This is a genomic window from Neorhizobium petrolearium (assembly GCF_029854435.1).
Lineage (GTDB): Bacteria > Pseudomonadota > Alphaproteobacteria > Rhizobiales > Rhizobiaceae > Neorhizobium > Neorhizobium petrolearium.
Window position 1 is genome coordinate 1,360,994 of the sequence record NZ_CP123000.1, and the last position, 17,940, is coordinate 1,378,933.

A 17,940-nucleotide genomic window follows, 5' to 3' on the forward strand; every position below is an offset into this window, starting at 1 on the left:
GGCAAGATGGACGTGGGCATCATTATCCTAATACTGGCGGTGCTTGCGGCACTGGGTCATGTGGTCGGCAGGCGGCGGGCGCTGGCTCTTGCCGCGAAGAGTGGGGTCAAGCTCCATTCCCTTCCCGGTTATTATGGCCAGACCGTCGCATTGTTCACGGCCGTTCCGGCCTTTGTCGTTCTGGTCGCCTGGCTGTTTGTTCAGCCGGGGATTGTCGAGAGCCGCGTGAGTGGCATGATCCCCGACAGCGTAATCCCGGAGGGCGGTGCGCGCAGCCTGGTCATGTCCGATGTCCGCCGCATCGCGGGCGGTCTCGATGCCGTTCTGGCGCGGGACGGGCAGAGGGGAGCGGATGTTCCCATCGAAGCGCTGGACTTCAACAATGTTCGCGGCCGCCTGGCGGAAGTTGGGGTGGCCTTGGGCGGCGACGTGCCGTCTGAGGTCTTCGAGGCGGCGAAGGCCTTCAGGGAGAACTCCAGGACCGGCAATCTAATGATGACGGTTGTGGTTCTCGCAATGGCCGTTGTTCTCGGCATGCTTGCCTACCGGCGGATAGAGCCGGAGCTGCGTGCGCGCAACATCAGCGAGAGTTTTGTCAAGTCGTTGCTTCTCGGGGCCTCCCTGGTCGCCATCTTGACGACGATCGGCATTGTCGGGTCGTTGATTTTCGAGACTTTTGAGTTCTTCCAGCGTTATCCGGCGCAGGATTTCTTCTTCTCCACCGTGTGGAATCCCCAATTCCGCGGAGGCTCCGATCTCGGCATTCTGCCGCTGCTCTGGGGCACTTTCTATGTGTCGATCATCTCCTTGATCGTCGCCGTTCCGCTTGGCTTGATGATCGCGGTCTTTCTTTCCGAATATGCCGGACCGACGACGCGCGGTATCGTCAAGCCTGCGATCGAGGTTCTGGCCGGCATCCCGACGATCGTCTACGGCCTCTTCGCCCTGGTCACCGTCGGTCCTTTCCTGCGCGATTGGCTGGCGCAGCCGCTCGGTCTCGGCACCTCTTCGTCTTCGGTGTTGACCGCTGGCCTGGTGATGGGAATCATGATCATTCCCTTCGTCAGCTCGCTCTCCGACGACATTATCAATGCCGTGCCCCAGGCCCTTCGCGACGGTTCCTACGGACTGGGGGCCACACAGTCGGAGACTATCAGACAGGTCGTTCTGCCGGCCGCCTTGCCCGGTATCGTGGGTGCAATCCTGCTGGCGGCAAGTCGCGCGATCGGGGAAACCATGATCGTGGTCCTTGGCGCGGGCGCTGCGGCGAAGCTTGACCTCAATCCTTTCGAGGCGATGACAACGGTCACCGTCAAGATCGTCAGTCAGCTGACGGGCGATACGGAGTTCGGAAGCCCCGAAACGCTGGTTGCATTCGCGCTTGGCCTGACCCTCTTCGTCATAACGCTTGGGCTGAACGTGCTGGCCCTTTACATCGTGCGCAAATACCGGGAGCAGTACGAATGACCGACGTGACCGTATTCGGCAACCCAGCCGTTCCGGCAAAGGGAAAGTCCCTTCTTGCCCTCGATGAACGAACCCGTCGTCGCAACAATGCGGAGGCCCGGTTTCGCCTGATGGGCAAGATCGCCGTGGCGATCGGTATCGTCGCACTGATCGGCCTCCTGCTGTCCATCCTGTCGAACGGCCTGTCGTCGTTCCAGCAGACCTACATCACCCTCAACGTCAATCTCGACGCTGCCGTTCTCGACAAGGCCGGCGATCGCAAGCCGGAGAACATCGCGAAGGTCTCGACCTTCGGATATGCGCCCATCATCGAGAAGGCGCTCCGCGACGCGATGGCGCAGAAGGGCATCACCATCGACGGCATGAACGCAAAGGCCGCCGCCGAGCTGATCTCCAAGGAGGCTCCCGCCGATCTCCGCAGGTTTGTGATGGCCGATCCGTCGGTGATTGGCCAGACCCATTCCTTTGATCTTCTGGCCGCGGGCCGTATCGACGGATATTACAAGGGGCGCGTGACGATGGAGAGCGCGAAGCTCGACCGCAATACGTCCCCCGAACAACTGATGCTGGCGGACAAGCTCAAGGAGGCGGGCATTCTGACGACCCGTTTCAACTGGAGCTTCTTCACGGCGCCGGACGCCTCCGATACCCGGCCTGAAGCGGCGGGCCTGGGGATTGCGGTCATTGGCTCCGCCTATATGATGCTGATCGTGTTCGTCCTGTCGCTGCCGATCGGCGTGGCTGCATCAATCTATCTTGAGGAATTTGCGCCGCAGAACCGCTTCACCGATCTGATCGAGGTGAACATCTCGAACCTTGCCGCGGTTCCCTCGATCGTCTTCGGTATTCTGGGCCTTGCCGTACTGATCAATTTCTTCGGTCTGCCGCAATCGGCGCCGGTTGTGGGGGGGCTTGTTCTGACCCTGATGACGTTGCCGACGATCATCATCGCCACTCGCGCCGCCCTCAAGGCCGTTCCACCGTCTATCCGCGACGCAGCGCTCGGTGTTGGCGCATCGAAGATGCAGTCCATCTTCCATCATGTTCTGCCCTTGGCGATGCCCGGTATCCTGACGGGGACGATCATCGGGCTGGCCCGAGCTCTCGGGGAGACTGCGCCTCTGCTGCTGATCGGCATGGTCGCCTTCGTGCGCGAATATCCCGCCGGTCCGCCGGATGGCTTCTTCGATCCGGCGTCGGCGCTTCCGGTCCAGGTCTATAACTGGACGCAGCGCGGCGACCCGGCATTCGTCGAACGTGCGTCCGGTGCCATCATCGTGCTTCTGGTATTCCTGATCCTAATGAACCTGGTCGCAATCATTCTTCGCCGCCGCTTCGAGCGCCGTTGGTAAAGGGGTGTGTAATGATGAATAATATCTCAACGACGATGACGACGACGCCGACGAAAGCTCCACTCATGAATGAACCGAAGATTTCCGCCCGTAACGTGCAGGTTTATTACGGCGAAAAGCACGCCATCAAGGATGTCAATATCGATATCCGCCCTCGGTCCGTGACAGCCTTCATCGGTCCGTCGGGCTGCGGCAAATCGACGTTCCTGCGTTGCATCAACCGGATGAATGACACGATCGCCAACTGCCGTGTCGAGGGCAACATATCGATCGACTCGGAGAACATTTACGATCCCAAGGTGGACCCGGTTCAGCTGCGCGCCAAGGTCGGCATGGTGTTCCAGAAGCCGAACCCTTTCCCGAAGTCGATCTACGAGAACGTCGCCTATGGCCCGCGCATTCATGGTCTGGCGCGAAAGAAGTCGGAGCTGGACGATATCGTGTCTTCGGCCCTGCAGAAGGCAGGACTGTGGGGCGAGGTGAAGGATCGTCTCGACAGCCCAGGTACGGGCCTTTCCGGCGGTCAGCAGCAGCGCCTGTGCATTGCGCGCGCCGTTGCCGTCAGCCCGGAAGTGATCCTGATGGACGAACCCTGTTCGGCGCTCGATCCGATCGCCACCGCCAAGGTCGAGGAGCTGATCCACGAACTGCGCGAAAACTTCACGATCGTCATCGTGACGCACTCGATGCAGCAGGCGGCCCGCGTATCGCAACGCACTGCCATGTTCCATCTCGGAAACCTGGTTGAGGAGAACGATACCGACAAGATGTTCACCAATCCGGATGACCAGCGTACGCAGGACTACATCATGGGCCGCTTCGGCTGATCGCCGGTTGCGGGCCCTTTCTGACAATCTGAGGATAAGACCATGTCTTCGACACATATCCTGTCTGCCTATGACGACGAACTGAAATATCTGAGCCGCCGGATTTCGGAGATGGGCGGGCTTGCGGAGCAGATGTGCGCGGATGCAGTGCGGGCACTGGTCAATTCCGATGCCGCCCTTGCCCAGAAGGTGATCTCCGACGACGTGATCCTCGACCATGCCGAGCGCGATATCGGCGACAAGGCGATCGTGACGATCGCCCGCCGCCAGCCGGTTGCGGGCGACCTGCGCGACATCGTCGGATCGCTGCGCATCGCCTCCGATCTGGAGCGGGTCGGCGACCTCGGCAAGAACACTGCCAAGCGGGTGATCGCGGTGCAGGGCACCGGTGTGCCGCGCAAGCTCGCGCGCGGCATCGAGCACCTGTCGGACCTGGCGCTGACGCAGCTGAAGGAAGTGCTGGACGTCTATTCTAGCCGTTCGGCCGAGAAGGCGGAGGCGATCCGCATCCGCGACGAGGAAATCGACGCGATGTACACGTCCCTGTTCCGCGAGCTTTTGACCTACATGATGGAAGATCCGCGCAACATCACCACCTGCACGCATCTTCTGTTCTGTGCCAAGAACATCGAGCGTATCGGCGACCACGCCACCAACATCGCCGAGACGATCTACTACATGACGACCGGCGCCCAGCCGGAAGGCGAGCGTCCGAAGGACGATACGTCGAACACGCTCGGCGCGATCACGGAATAATGGCGCCGAATGACGATGGAATGGTGACGGAGCTAAGACGGAATGCAGCCGAAGATCGCGGTCGTGGAGGATGAGGAGGCGCTGAGCGTGCTTCTTCGCTACAACCTTGAAGCGGAAGGTTATGAGGTGGAGACGATTCTGCGCGGGGATGAAGCCGAGATCAGGCTTCAGGAACGCACGCCGGATCTTCTGATCCTCGACTGGATGTTGCCCGGTGTTTCCGGCATCGAACTCTGCCGGCGGCTGAGGATGCGGCCGGAGACGGAGCGACTGCCGATCATCATGCTGACGGCGCGCGGCGAGGAGAGCGAACGGGTCCGCGGGCTTGCGACCGGCGCCGATGACTATGTCGTAAAGCCGTTCTCGACGCCGGAACTGATGGCGCGAGTGAAGGCGATGCTGCGGCGCGCGCGTCCGGAAGTGCTGTCGAGCGTCCTGCGCTGCGGCGACATCGAGCTGGACCGGGAGACGCACAGGGTGCATCGCAAGAGCCGCGAAGTGCGGCTCGGCCCGACGGAGTTCCGGCTTCTGGAATTCCTGATGGCCGCGCCCGGCCGGGTCTTCTCGCGCTCGCAGCTTCTCGACGGGGTGTGGGGCCACGACATCTATGTGGACGAGCGCACCGTCGACGTGCATGTCGGACGCCTCAGGAAGGCGCTCAACTTCTCCAACATGCAGGATGTCATCCGCACCGTCCGCGGCGCCGGATACTCGATGGAAGGACACTAGGGAGAGCACCGCGATGGGAGCGCGAGTTGTCGTGGTGATCGATGGCGATGAAACGCTGCGCGAAGTGCTGCGGTTCTCCCTTGTCGATGAAGGTTTCGACGTGACGCTGCTTTCGGCGGGCTCCGAGCTGATGGAGCGGTTGGTTTCGAGCCTTCCCGATGTACTGGTGCTGAGTTCGTCCCTTCCGGGGCTGAATGGCATCGAGATCTGCCGAAGACTTCGTACCGAACCAGCAACGATGCGGGTGCCCGTGGTCCTGCTTGTTCCGGCGGAAAGCGAGAGCGACAGGCTGACGGGTCTCGCTGCCGGCGCGGATGACTGCCTCGTAGAGCCATTCCCCTCCGTCGAGCTTGCCATAAGGGTGAAGAACCTTCTTCGCCGCATGCATCCGAATCTTCTGAGCCATATGATCAGGGTCGGAGACCTGACCCTCGACCGCGAAGCACACAGGGTCCACAGGCAGAAGAAGGAAGTCAGGCTCGGCCCCACCGAGTTCCGGCTTCTCGAGTTCCTGATGCGGTATCCGGGACGGGTCTATTCGCGGACGGAGCTGAAAAGGTCGCTCTGGGGTGATGGTGCAACCGTGGACGAGCGCGCCGTCGACGTGCACATCGGTCGCCTCCGGAAGGGCATCAGCCTGGGCAAGGCTGACCAGGTGATCCGGACCGTCCGCGGAGCGGGCTACGCCCTCGGCGACGTCTGAATTTTCTCGCGATCGTTGGAAGGCCTATGCTGCTTTTCTTTAGGGCTTCGCCGAGGGGCCTGCATCTCCTGTTTGTCGTGTCTTGTCAGGCCTGCGAACCACCGAAAGGTCCAGCTGCTGGTCTTGTTGCTCTGTAGCGGGCGAAGGCGATCGCTCCGAACAGGCCGACGGCCGCCGCGCCTCCCAGAATGCTGATCGATACTGCCTGGCCGACCCCCCAAGTTCCCAGCATGACAGCGAACGCAAAGGGGGCAAGTGCTGAGGAAAACTGGCGTGCGGCGGTCACCCAGCCGAGCCGTGCGCCATAACCGTGCCTTCCGAAAAGCTCCAGTGGAAGCGTTCCCCCGACGATGCTTGCGAGCCCCGATCCCAGACCGAACAGGATCGCGAATGCGATGAGACCGGGGAGCCACGGACTTGTCGCCATCAGGACGATAAGGGCGACGGCGAGCAATCCCGCGGAGATCACGGCGAGCACCGTCTGTGACAAGCGCCCTCCGAAGATCATGTTCAGGAGGCGGCTGGCGACCTGCGAGGGACCGAAGAGGGTGGAGACCATGAGGCCTGCCGTGCCAAGCCCAAGTGCTGTCAGCAGCGGAACCATGTGGACCAGCACGGAGGCCAGCACGAATCCTTCCAGGGCAAAGCCCGCAAGCATCAGAATAAAGACGCCACTGAACGCGGGGCCGGCTTCAGGCTGAACGGCCATCGCTCCGGATTGATTTACTGATGCCCGTGGTTCGGGCACGTCGCGGGGCAGTCTCCCGACCCACCAATGGATCGGAAGGCACACGGCGATATTCAGGATCGCGAAGACGAGGTAGATCTCACGCCAGCCGAGATAGTCATGCAGTGTTGCCGTGAGCGGCCAGAAGAGCGTTGATGCGAATCCCGCGATCAGCGTCAGATGGGTTATGCTGCGCTGTGGCTTGCTGCCTCCAACCTGCACGATCGCTGCAAATGCCGTGCTGTAGAGAACGAAGCTGGAGGCGATCTCCATTGCGACGAGTGAAATACCGAACGTCGTCGCATTCGGCGATGCGGCCGCGCAGCCAAGCGAGATGGCGGCAGCAAGCGAACCGGGGACCATGAGCCGGCCGGCTCCGAACCGGTCCGCCCAGTTTCCCGCTCTCGGTGCGAACAGTCCGCCAACCAGCAGCGCCACCGATAGCAGCCCGAAAAGCCTGTCTTGTTGGATGGAGAAGTCTCGTGCCATGTCCGGCGCGAGGATGCTGAAGGAATAATAAAGGGTACCGTAGCCGATGATCTGTGTTGCGCCGAGCGCCCAGATCAGGCGCGCGGGAGCTTTCCGCTCGGTCATTCTGCAGGTTCCACATCGTTCCGTTCCACCGCAGTGGATGTACCACAGCCACAACCAGCTTTGCCATCAGTCTTGGCCTTCATGTCGGCGATGCAGCACGCGTCGACTTCAGAAAGAGCAGGACCACCGCAGCAGCCACCGGACGCTGCCTCTGCGAGCACTGGATTGGTTACGCTGCAGACACCGGTTTCCGGGAGAACGAGATGCACCTCGCGGGCGGCGTTGCTGTCGCCTGCGAGTTCCGCCACGACCGAGCGGACCTGCTCGTACCCCGTTGCCATGAGAAATGTCGGCGCGCGCCCATAGGATTTCGAACCGACGATGAAGAAGCCGGGTTCCGGCTGTGTCAACTCGACCACGCCATGCGGCGGCACCGTTCCGCAGGAATGCAGGTTCGGATCGATCATGGGTGCGAGACGGTGGGGGGCTTCCACGGCCGGATCGAGATCGAGCCGGAGTTCCTTCAGGATGTCGAGATCGGGACGGAAGCCCGTGGCCACCACGATGCGGTCGACGGCAAGCCGCTCATGCCGGCCGTCGTGCAAAGCCTCCACGTCGAGGCGGCCGCCATTCTCGCGGACGGACTGGACTGCGAAGGGGGCCAGCAGCTTCACGCGGCCGCTGTCGATCGCCTCCTTCGCCGCCAGCCCGAGATCGCCGCGAGCCGGAAGCTGATCGTTCAATCCGCCGCCGAGAAGACGGTCGATTCCATTGCGGCGCAGCGCCCATGATATGGCCGTGGTCGGCGCGGTCTTCTGGACTTCGAGCAACGCCAGCACCACGTTGATGGCGGAATGGCCACTGCCGACGACGAGGATCGATGCAGCGGCATAGTCCGGCTTGCCGACGCCGGATACGTCCGGAATCCCATAGGCGATCCTGCCGCCCGCTTTGCTTTCTCCGATAACCGGAAGGCCGTCCACGCCCATCGGGCTTGGGCGTCTCCATGTCCCGGACGCATCGAGGACGGCGCTGGCGAGGACAGCCTTCTCTTCACCAGAGGCATCGACATAGCGGATCACGAAAGGCGAAGCGCCGCGTCCCCGGCTGGTGACTTTGTCGAGGTTCTCGCGCGTCACGGCGGTCACGGTCGAACCGTAGGCGACATGTGGGGCGATTTCCGCGAGCCGGGCGAGGGGATCGAGATACCGTTCGACGATCTCCGCCCCGGTCGGCAGTTCTTCGGGATCCGGGGCAATCCAGCCCGACCGGTGAAGCAGTTCGGCGGCCGAGTTCTCGATGACATAGCGCCAGGGCGAGAAGACACGCACGTGCCCCCAGGCCCGCAGCGACGTTCCCGCCGACGGCCCGCTTTCCAGGACCAGTGGACGGAGGCCGCGCTTCATAAGCTGCGCTGCCGCGGCGAGACCCACGGGACCCGCACCTATAACTGCTATGGGTAGCTTCGAAGGCATTTACCTGTCTCCTTCCGTATTTCTAGTTAATTCGAAATATGTGGGCAAAAAAATCAGGCCACCGCGGCCGCCTCCACGTCCTCGCATCGGCCGTCCGCACAGCACTCATCGGCCAGATAGCCGATCAGCGCCGACATTGCCTTGTAGTTTGCCCGGCAGATCAGCGTCGTTCCGTTTCGCTCCTGCGTCACCAGTCCCGCATCGATCAGCTTCCTGCAATGATGCGACAGAGTCGAAGCCGGAATCTCCAGCCGCTGTTGGAGGCCGCCGACCGGGAGCCCGTCGAAGCCCGCCCGAACCAGCGTGCGGTAAATCCGCAGCCGCGTCGGGTTGCCCAGGGATTCCATCTGTGAGGACGCTATTTCGATATTCATGGAAATACCGATACCGCGCCGAGCGTGGCCCGTCAAGCACTTCTGCCGGACGTGCTTCCTTGCCAAGCCCAAGGCATGCAATGCCGGTGCTGCCAGGTCCTTACAACGATCCCGATTGTTCACAATTAAGGCGGCGGTCGAATGTGCCCCGTTTTTCATCAGACGCTTTACATTTCTGTTTTTGTATCGTAATGAAGGTGTCATTCGTTTTCCGAATTATAGGTCGCTCGTGACGCTCTCTGGTTCATCCTTGCACCGACCAGCTTCGCTCGAAGATCTCGAGCGCAGGCTTCAGCTCGATCTCCTGTGGCTCAACCAGCCGCCGAAGGCCTGGCTTCCTAGGACCGAAGTCGATAGTGCCGAGGTTCTGGACGTGGCCGTAATCGGGGCCGGTCTCTGCGGGCTGGTGACGCTGGCCGCCTTGAAGAAGGTCGGCATCTGCAATGTCCGCGCCTTCGACCGCGCTCCGAAAGGGCGGGAGGGCCCCTGGATCACCTATGCGCGGATGGAGACGCTGCGTACCCGCAAAGATGCCGCGGGGCCGGCGCTCGGCATCCCGTCGTTGACTTTCCGTGCGTGGTTCGAGGCGCAATATGGCGCTCAGGCCTATCTCGATATGGGCCTCATTCCACGTCCCATGTGGATGGACTATCTCGTCTGGTATCGGCGGGTCCTCGATCTCGACGTGGTCAACGACGCCACCCTGTCGGCAATCGGCTTTCGCGAAGATGGCCTGATCGCTCTGGACTTCGAAAGGGCCGGAGCGAAGGAGCAGGTTCTCGCCCGCCGCGTGGTTCTGGCGACCGGCCTCGACGGGCTCGGCGCTCCGACGCTTCCAGATGTCGCCGCCCGCGTGCCGTCGCGCTTCGTGAAACACGGCGCCGATGTCATCGACATGGCTTCCTTGAAGGGCAAGCGCGTTTCTGTCGTCGGCGCCGGCGCATCGGCGATGGACAATGCCGCAGCCGCCCTGGAGGCGGGTGCTGCGCGCGTCGACATCTTTGTGCGTCGTGCCGATATCCCGCGCGTCGACAAATTCACCGGGGTCGGCAACCAGGGCATGACGCAGGGTTATGTCGGCCTGCCGGATGCGGACAAGTGGACCTATATGGTTGCCGGCGAACGGGCCCAGATCCCGCCGCCGCGCCACAGCGTGCTGCGCGTCTCGCGCCATCTGAACGCCTTCTTTCATCTGGCAAGCCCGATAAGTGAGCTCGTCGAGGCCGGCGATGCGGTGGACGTGGTGACGCCGAAGGGGCGTTACCGGACCGATCTGGTGATCTTCGCGACGGGTTTCTCGGTCGATTTCGGCAAGCGGCCGGAATTTTCCGCGCTCGCCGGCAAGATCCTGCTCTGGCGCGACGCTTACACTCCGCCCGCCGGGTGGGAGCATGAAGGTGTTGGTTCGACGCCCTATCTCGGCCCTTCTTTCGAATTTCTGCCGAAGCCGGGGCTCGATCCCGGTCTTGCCGCCTCGGTCTCGCGGGTCGCCTGCTTCGCCTATCCGGCGGTTCCCTCGCACGGAAAGATCACCAGCGGGATACCTTCGATCAGCGATGGCGCGGCGCGCTTGGCGACGGGTCTCGCACGGTCGCTCTTCGTGGAGGACCGGACCTACCATCTCGATCGCTTTCTCGCATTCGATACGCCGGAACTTCTGGGCGACGAATGGACGGACGCGGATATTGACGAGGACATGAGCATTGCCAATGGATGAACGACGTCCGGAGCTTCAGATTTTCTACGGCATCTCGTCGCCATGGGCCTATTTCGGCGCCCAAAGGGCGGTTGCGATTGCCCGTGAGAATGACGCAGGCGTGCGGCTCAGGCCGATCCGCATCATCGAGGCGAATGGCGGCATCCCGCTGCGCAAGCGTCCCGATGCGCGCCAGCTCTACCACGAGGTCGAACTGCGCCGCTGGCGGGACTATCTCGGCATGCCGCTTAACCTGAAACCGAAATTCTACCCCTGCCGCACGATCGAGCCAGCCGCGCAGGCGGTGATCGCGCTCCAGAAGGCGGGCCTCGACGCGATTTCCTTCTCGTTCGCCGTGCAGCGGGCGCTTTGGGCCGAGGACCGCGACATCGCCGACCTCTCCACCCTCCGCGATATCGCGCGGGCAACGGCCGGCGAGACTGCGGCAGGGCTCGTCGCCGATCCGCAGCCGGACGATATCGTCGCGGAGTGGCACGGCAATCTCGCGGAGGCCGAGCGGCTTGGTGTCTTCGGCACGCCGACCTACGTCCTCGGCAAGGAACTCTTCTGGGGGCAGGATCGCCTGGAATTCGTCGACCGCGCCCTGAAGGCCGGCAAGACCATTGAAATGCGCAAGGAAACGGCGTGATGACCGACGCAAGAAAACTGCATGATAACGCAATCATCGTCGATGGCCTCCAGACCTGCCAGTGGAGCCGGTCGATCTTCGAGGAAATGCGCGCCGGCGGCCTGACGACCGTCAACGTCTCCTCCCTTCTCTGGGAGAATTTCCGCGAAGGGATCGGCTACGTTTCCGAGTGGAAGCGCTTCCTGCGCGAGAACGACGACATCATCCGGCCGGTCCGTACCGTCGCCGATATCCATGCCGCCAAGGCGGAAGGCAAGACCGGCATCATCATCGGCTGGCAGAACACCTCGCCTTTGGAAGACAAGCTCGACTACGTGGAGATCTTCAAGGATCTCGGCGTCGGCATCATGCAGCTTACCTACAATACCCAGAACTATTCCGGCGCAGGCTACCTGGAGGAAGTCGACAGCGGGCTCACCGGCTTCGGCAGGGAAGTGCTGGCGGAAATGAACCGCGTCGGCGTGCTCTGCGACCTGAGCCATGTGGGCGACAAGACCAGTGCCGACGTCATCGCCTATTCGAAGAAGCCGGTCTGCATCTCGCATATCCTGCCGCGGGCGCTGCGGGACGTCAAACGCAACAAGCCAGACGAATTGTTCGTCGCCTGCGCCGAAAAGGGCGGCCTGATCGGCGTCAGCCTCTTCGCGCCGGGCCTTGCCGCCGGCAACGACGCGACGGTGGAGGATTACCTCGATGCCATGTCTTACGTGATCGACCTCGTCGGCGAGGACCATGTCGGCATCGGCACGGACTTCTCGCTAGACCGGCCGCGTCCCGGTCCCTGGCTGCTTTGGGCCAACAAGGACAAGGGTACCGCACGTACGCTGACCGAATTCGGTTCGGTCAAGATATCAAAGCCCAAGGGAATCCAGCGGATGACCGAGATGCCGAACCTGACGGCCCGCATGCTGGCACGCGGCTGGGGCGAGGAACTGGTGCTCAAGCTTCTTGGCAGGAACTGGCTGCGCGTGCTCGACGCGGCCTGGACGCCGATGGCCTGATCTTCTCCGGCATGGACTGTCGGTAGGAAGAATTGCCTCGGCTTATCGAGCGGGAGACCGCGTTTGCGGGATCAGGGAACTGCATGGGGATATAAGAACACACGCCATGCCTAAAACTGGAGAGACGGACATGACGATACGCATGCAAAACGGAATTTCGCGGATGTTCCTCAGCGCCGGCATTCTTGCAGCCGGCCTTGCCGCATTTGCCGGCGCGGCCCAGGCCCAGGATGCCTCGATCAAGGGAACGGTGAACGTCGTCGGTTTTTCCGGCGTTTTCGCCGACAATTACCAGAAGTTCATCATCGCTGCCTTCAAGGAAAAATATCCCGGCATCGAGGTGACGTACCAGCAGAGCAAGAATTCCGCAGAGACGCTCGCCCTTTTGACGCTTCAGCAGGCGGACCCGAAGATCGACGTGGCCCTGATCGACGTCTCGGTCGCCATCAAGGCCAACAAGAGCGGCATTTTCGCCAAGCTCGACCCGGCCAAGGTCCCGAGCCTTGCCGAAATGCCGGACTGGGCCCGCCTCGACGGCGACAAGGCGGTCGCCTTCTCGCAGGACAATCTGGCGATCCTCTACAATACCGACAGCGTGAAGCAGCCGCCGACAAGCTGGAACGACCTGACCGACCCGAAATACAAGGGCAGGATCGCCGCGAAGCTTGGTGATACGCGCGGCGTCATCCTGCTGCCGATCCTCGACAAGCTGAAGGGCGCCGACTACAAGGACACCGTCGATCCGGCGATCGACATGCTCAAGGAAATCGCCCCGAACGTCTCGACCTGGGAGCCGGCGCCGGATTGCTACGCCGTCGTCCAGAGCGGCGAAGTCGACCTTTCCATCTGCTGGAACGGCCGCGCGCAATACCTGCACGACACCCAGGGCGGCAAGATTGCTGTTGCCGCGCCGAAGGAAGGCTCGATCGGCCAGACCAATACGATCGGTCTCGTCGAAAACTCCAAGAATGCCGAGGCGGCACAGCTCTTCATCAACTATGCGCTGGGCACCGAGGCACAGGCGACCTTCGCCGAAAAGAGCTTCTATGGACCGGTCAATACCAAGGTGACCCTGCCGGACGCGGTTGCCGCGCGCATCTACGGCTCCAAGGAAGCCCAGGCCGCCCAGATGTCGCTCGACTGGAACTTTGTCGCGGAGAAATATTCCGCCTGGATCCAGCGCATCAACCGCGAAGTCATCGCGCTCAACTGATCTGTCTTGAGGGAACTGGCCGTCATGGCTGATCATCACGTCATCATCGAAAATCTCGTGAAGACCTATCCAGGCGCCCAGAAGCCTTCCGTGGATCACGTCAGCTTCTCGCTGCCGCGCGGCGAGATGCTGGCCCTGCTCGGGCCTTCCGGCTGCGGCAAGACGACGATCCTGCGCATGATCGCCGGTCTGATCGCCCCGACATCGGGCGCGATCAGGCTCGACGGCAGGGACGTTTCCTCCATTCCCGTCTACAAGCGGAACATGGGCATGGTCTTCCAGGCCTATGCCCTGTTTCCCCACATGACGGTCGCGGAGAACATCTCCTTCGGCCTCGAAATGCGCAAGGTCGGCAGGGCCGAGCGCGAGGAGCGCGTCAGGAAGGCACTCGACCTCGTCAAGCTTGCCGGTTTTGGCGAGCGCAAGGTCAGCCAGCTTTCCGGCGGCCAGCAGCAGCGCGCGGCGATCGCTCGTTCGCTGGTGATCGAGCCGGAACTCCTGTTGCTCGATGAGCCGCTGTCGAACCTCGATGCGAAACTGCGCGATGAGATGCGCGATGAAATCCGCGACATCCAGGCACGCACCGGCGTGACCGCCATCTTCGTCACCCACGATCAGGACGAGGCGCTTTCGATGGCCGACCGTCTGGCGGTGATGTCGGCAGGCAGGCTGGAGCAGATCGGAACCCCGCGCGAAATCTTCGACCGGCCGCAGACCGATTTCGTCGCCTCCTTCATCGGTGCCGGGACCTTTTTCGAAGGCAAGGTTGCCGGGCCGGGCATGGCGGTTGTCGACGGCCTGCCGCCGCTTCGTTTCGTCGGTGAAGCCGCTGTCGGATCGCCGGTCAGGCTGATGGTCCGGCCCCATCGCCTGCTCCTCGCAGGAGAGGACGGCCAGCCGAACAGCTTTACCGGCACCGTCGAGCACATCGTCTATCGCGGTCAGATCCTGACGCTGAGCGTGCGTTGCGGCAGCCGTCTGCTGCAGGCCGATCTGCCAACGCATGCGGGTGTCCTGCCGCAGAAGGGCGATCAGGTCACCCTGACCGTCGCGCCCGAAGACGTGACCCTCATCGGTCGGGAGGCTGCATGAGCGCCGCCGTGACAGCGCCTGCAGCCGGCGCGCCGGCCGCCTCGCGAGGCATCCTCCTGCTGCTGCTTCTGCCCGGCCTCGTCGCGCTGGTCGTCACCTTCCTGCTGCCGCTCCTCTGGCTGTTCCGTGCCTCATTCGCATCTTCATCTGTCGGGGCGCTGAGCGGCGGCGACTGGACATCGGAATCCTATACGACCGTTCTGTTCGATCCGTTCTACTGGCGAGTAGCCTGGAATACGCTGGTTCTCGGCTTCAATGTCGCGATCTTCGCCGTCATCCTGTCCTATCCGATCGCGCTCTTCCTGGCCCGGACGCAAAGCCGCTTTCGGGGCGTGCTGACGGCGCTCGCGGTGGCACCTCTGCTGACGTCGTCCGTCGTCCGGACCTACGGCTGGATGGTGATCCTCGGAGACCGGGGCGTCATCAACAGCACGCTGCAGGCGCTGTCGCTGACCGATGGCGTCATCCGTCTCACCAACAACAGCTTCGGTGCCACCGTCGCGCTGATCGAAATCCTGATGCCCTATGCGATCCTCGCCATGCTCAGCGGCTTCGGCCGACTGAACGTTCAACTGGAGGAGGCAGCCGCGATGCTCGGCGCCAACCGGCTCAAGGTGTTCACGCGCATCGTCCTGCCGCTCAGCCTGCCCGGCGTGCTGACGGCGGCGCTCCTCGTCTTCGTGCTGGCGATCTCCTCCTTCGTGACGCCGCGCCTGATGGGGGGAGGGCGCGTCTTCGTCCTCGGCACGGAAGTCTTCAACGAGGCGACGGTGACGCTCAACTGGCCGCTGGCTGCGGCGCTCTCGGTCATGCTGCTCGTGCTGTTCAGCAGCATCATCCTTCTCTACCAGCGTGCGCTGCGCGCGCTCGAAGTGTGAGGTCGGCCATGCAGAACACCTCGATCCTCGGCCGCGTCGCCTGGAATACGCTGATCACGCTGCTTTATCTGTTCCTGCTGGCGCCGATCGTCATCGTTTTCATCATCTCTTTCGACACGCGCCAGTATCTCGCTTTTCCGCCGGAAAGCTTCTCGTTGGGATCCTATGTGAAGGTCTTCCACAATGCGAAGTTCATTTCGGCCTTCTGGCGCAGCCTGGCGATCGGCACGATTGTCGGCATCGTTTCGGTTTCGGCCGGCATGCTCCTGTCGCTGTCGCTGGTGCGCTACAAGTTCCGCGGCAAGGCGGCGGTGAATTTTCTCATCCTCGCGCCCTTCCTCGTGCCGCATATCGTGCTGGCCGTCGGCATCATGCTGGTCATCGCGCCGATCGGGCTGCTCGACACCTATCCCGGCATCGTACTTGCCCATCTCGGCATCACGATCCCTTACACGGTACGGACGATCACCATGAGCCTGATGGCCGTCGACACGCGCGTGGAGGAGGCCGCACTGGTGCACGGGGCGTCTCCGGCCATGGTATTCTGGCGCATCACCCTGCCGCTGGTGCGTCCCGGCCTGATCGCCGGCGCCGTGATCGCCTTCCTGATCTCCTTCGACGAGGCGACGATTTCGCTCTTCATCGTCTCGGTCAAGGCGTCCACGCTGCCGACCGAAATTTATCACTATCTCGAATATTCCACCGATCCGCAGATCGCCGCCCTTTCCGTCATCCTGATCCTGATCTCCATCGGCGTCGTGGTCGCGGTCGAAAGATTGGTCGGCCTGCGCAGGGCAATATGAGGTCGGCATGACAATCGTCGAAACAACGGGCGGTCCTGTCGAGGGTTTTCGGGAAAACGGATATCACGTCTTTCTCGGGGTTCCCTATGCCGCGCCGATCACGCCGGAGCGGCGCTTTGCGGCGCCGCAGCCGGTGGCCCGGTGGCCCGGCATCCGCTCTGCCAGGACACTCAGCGCAGTCTGTCCGCAGATCCCGACCTACGGTCCCGTAGGCAAGGCGGCCGCATCGAAACTGGAGTTCGGCACGGACTTCCTGACGATCAACATCCGGACGCCGTCGGTAACCGGTTCCGCTCCGGTACTCGTCTGGATCCATGGCGGCGGCTATGCCGTCGGTTCGGCGAACGAGGCCATTCTGCAAAGCGGCGCCTTTGCGGCCAGTGGCATCGTCGAGGTCACCGTCAACTATCGGCTGGGCGCGCTCGGCTTCCTGCATCTGAACGACGGTTCGCCGGACAATCGCGGCCTGCTCGACCAGATCGCCGCGCTTCAATGGGTTCGCGACAATATCGAAGCCTTCGGCGGTGACCCGAAGCGCGTCACCTTCGCGGGCCGTTCCGCCGGTGGCTTCGCGATCGCGGCGGTCATGGCCATGCCGGCGGCGCAGGGTCTCTTCACCAGGGCGATGCCGCAAAGCGGAGCGAGCACCGGCATTTCCACGATGGACGATGCGCAGAAGCTCAATCGTCGCATGCTCGACTACCTGCAGGTGACGGAGGCCGAGCTTCACGACATGCCCTTCGAGACCCTGCTCGTTGCGCAGCGCGATCTCTGCAACGAATCCTACGAACGGCATGACTTCGAGCGGGACGGCTCGGCCTCGATGCTGGGTGTCCCCTTCGTCCCGGTCATCGACGGCACCTCGCTTCCGCGACACCCGGAAGCCGCCGCAGCGGATGGCGAAACCATGGCCGTGCCGATGATGATCGGCTGCACGACCGGCGAATACGTGACCCATGCGACGGCGCAGCCGGACATGGATTTCGAGATCGCCGCAAGCCTGCTGCACGAACGCGTGCGGCCGATGGGGCTGACCGGGGCCGGGATCGTCGAGCGCTATCGGCGTGCGTTGCCGGATCATTCTCCACGCGGCATCTGGCGCGCCGTCGGTGGCGATCTTGTCTTCCAGAACCCGGCGACGCGCTTCGCCCGCCTGCGTGCGGTCCACCAGCCCGTTTACAAATACCTCTACGGGCCGATCGGAGCCGATGAACTCGGAGCGCCGCACGGCGCCGAAGTCGGTGAGGTCTGGTACCGGCGCGGCATGGATGTCAGCCATCTGCCGACGCGGCAGGCCGTCACCCAACCGGATTTCGCGACGGTTGTTCACGACGTCTGGGTTTCCTTCATTCGCGACGAGATGCCGACGTCGCCGGCCGGTGACTGGCCCCGCTATTCGGCCTCGCAGCCAGAGGTGCTGCATATGGATAGCAGGGATTTTCGCGTCATCGCCGACCCCTTCGATGGGCGCACCGCGCTTTGGAGCACCGCGGGCGCGTGAAAAGGATCTCGCGACCGTTCACACCGATAAGCGCCCGTTCTGAACCGGACTGGTCCGCCAAGGATAAGATGGCTATACCAACCACGTCGACGAATGCTGGAATGTCACTCGTAAGGGTGAAGACGGGAAACCCTATGCCTCCGGAATATCTTGATACGCGGCA

At 62.6% G+C, this 17,940-nt stretch carries 17 protein-coding genes; 14 read left to right on the top strand and 3 right to left on the bottom strand.

What is annotated here, in order from left to right; translation table 11 throughout:
- Positions 1–6: 6 nt before the first annotated feature.
- Genes pstC through QEO92_RS06960 form a run of 6 tightly spaced genes read left to right on the top strand, consistent with a single transcriptional unit; the run spans position 7 to position 5,834 of the window.
- The gene (gene pstC, locus QEO92_RS06935; RefSeq protein ID WP_037150042.1) at positions 7–1,467 is read left to right on the top strand and encodes a phosphate ABC transporter permease subunit PstC; all 1,461 of its coding nucleotides are present in this window, start codon (positions 7–9) and stop codon (positions 1,465–1,467) included.
- Positions 1,464–2,819, top strand: a complete 1,356-nt coding sequence (pstA, locus tag QEO92_RS06940) for a phosphate ABC transporter permease PstA (RefSeq protein WP_227702572.1) — start codon at positions 1,464–1,466, stop codon at positions 2,817–2,819. Before pstC ends, pstA begins: the two co-directional genes overlap by 4 nt.
- 35 nt (positions 2,820–2,854) lie before the next feature.
- Positions 2,855–3,646 carry a phosphate ABC transporter ATP-binding protein PstB gene (gene pstB / locus QEO92_RS06945; protein WP_037150284.1) on the top strand — a complete coding sequence of 264 codons (792 nt, stop codon included), beginning with the start codon at positions 2,855–2,857 and terminating at the stop codon, positions 3,644–3,646.
- A 42-nt stretch (positions 3,647–3,688) separates the two neighbouring features.
- Positions 3,689–4,402, top strand: a complete 714-nt coding sequence (gene phoU, locus QEO92_RS06950) for a phosphate signaling complex protein PhoU (RefSeq protein ID WP_037150036.1) — start codon at positions 3,689–3,691, stop codon at positions 4,400–4,402.
- Positions 4,403–4,444: 42 nt separating this feature from the next.
- Positions 4,445–5,131, top strand: a complete 687-nt coding sequence (phoB, locus tag QEO92_RS06955; RefSeq protein WP_037150033.1) for a phosphate regulon transcriptional regulator PhoB — start codon at positions 4,445–4,447, stop codon at positions 5,129–5,131.
- Between the two features lie 13 nt (positions 5,132–5,144).
- Positions 5,145–5,834: a winged helix-turn-helix domain-containing protein gene (locus QEO92_RS06960; protein ID WP_037150030.1), complete on the top strand. Its 690-nt coding sequence runs from the start codon at positions 5,145–5,147 to the stop codon at positions 5,832–5,834.
- A gap of 85 nt (positions 5,835–5,919) precedes the next feature.
- Here the strand turns inward: QEO92_RS06960 and arsK are convergent, their stop codons facing one another.
- From arsK to QEO92_RS06975, 3 genes are read right to left on the bottom strand one after another with little or no spacing between them, the layout of a single operon-like run.
- Positions 5,920–7,155, bottom strand: coding sequence for an arsenite efflux MFS transporter ArsK (gene arsK, locus QEO92_RS06965; RefSeq protein ID WP_037150027.1), 1,236 nt, complete (start codon positions 7,153–7,155; stop codon positions 5,920–5,922).
- The gene (locus QEO92_RS06970; protein WP_037150024.1) at positions 7,152–8,570 is read right to left on the bottom strand and encodes an FAD-dependent oxidoreductase; all 1,419 of its coding nucleotides are present in this window, start codon (positions 8,568–8,570) and stop codon (positions 7,152–7,154) included. Before QEO92_RS06970 ends, arsK begins: the two co-directional genes overlap by 4 nt.
- A gap of 53 nt (positions 8,571–8,623) precedes the next feature.
- Positions 8,624–8,944, bottom strand: a complete 321-nt coding sequence (locus QEO92_RS06975; protein WP_037150282.1) for an ArsR/SmtB family transcription factor — start codon at positions 8,942–8,944, stop codon at positions 8,624–8,626.
- A 250-nt stretch (positions 8,945–9,194) separates the two neighbouring features.
- Between QEO92_RS06975 and QEO92_RS06980 the strand changes: the two genes are divergently transcribed.
- The 8 genes from QEO92_RS06980 to QEO92_RS07015 all read left to right on the top strand — a co-directional run bounded on the left by QEO92_RS06980 (position 9,195) and on the right by QEO92_RS07015 (position 17,777).
- Positions 9,195–10,661: an NAD(P)-binding domain-containing protein gene (locus tag QEO92_RS06980; RefSeq protein WP_227702573.1), complete on the top strand. Its 1,467-nt coding sequence runs from the start codon at positions 9,195–9,197 to the stop codon at positions 10,659–10,661.
- Positions 10,654–11,289, top strand: coding sequence for a 2-hydroxychromene-2-carboxylate isomerase (locus tag QEO92_RS06985; RefSeq protein WP_227702574.1), 636 nt, complete (start codon positions 10,654–10,656; stop codon positions 11,287–11,289). Before QEO92_RS06980 ends, QEO92_RS06985 begins: the two co-directional genes overlap by 8 nt.
- The gene (locus tag QEO92_RS06990) at positions 11,289–12,290 is read left to right on the top strand and encodes a dipeptidase (RefSeq protein WP_227702575.1); all 1,002 of its coding nucleotides are present in this window, start codon (positions 11,289–11,291) and stop codon (positions 12,288–12,290) included. Before QEO92_RS06985 ends, QEO92_RS06990 begins: the two co-directional genes overlap by 1 nt.
- 130 nt (positions 12,291–12,420) lie before the next feature.
- The gene (locus QEO92_RS06995) at positions 12,421–13,503 is read left to right on the top strand and encodes an ABC transporter substrate-binding protein (protein ID WP_227702576.1); all 1,083 of its coding nucleotides are present in this window, start codon (positions 12,421–12,423) and stop codon (positions 13,501–13,503) included.
- Positions 13,504–13,527: 24 nt separating this feature from the next.
- Positions 13,528–14,595, top strand: coding sequence for an ABC transporter ATP-binding protein (locus QEO92_RS07000; RefSeq protein WP_227702577.1), 1,068 nt, complete (start codon positions 13,528–13,530; stop codon positions 14,593–14,595).
- The gene (locus tag QEO92_RS07005) at positions 14,592–15,473 is read left to right on the top strand and encodes an ABC transporter permease (protein ID WP_227702578.1); all 882 of its coding nucleotides are present in this window, start codon (positions 14,592–14,594) and stop codon (positions 15,471–15,473) included. The genes QEO92_RS07000 and QEO92_RS07005 overlap by 4 nt, the downstream gene beginning before the upstream one ends.
- Positions 15,474–15,481: 8 nt before the next feature.
- Positions 15,482–16,276, top strand: coding sequence for an ABC transporter permease (locus QEO92_RS07010; RefSeq protein WP_227702579.1), 795 nt, complete (start codon positions 15,482–15,484; stop codon positions 16,274–16,276).
- 7 nt (positions 16,277–16,283) lie between these two features.
- Complete coding sequence (locus QEO92_RS07015; RefSeq protein ID WP_227702580.1) at positions 16,284–17,777, top strand: carboxylesterase/lipase family protein; 1,494 nt, start codon at positions 16,284–16,286, stop codon at positions 17,775–17,777.
- Positions 17,778–17,940 lie beyond the last annotated feature (163 nt).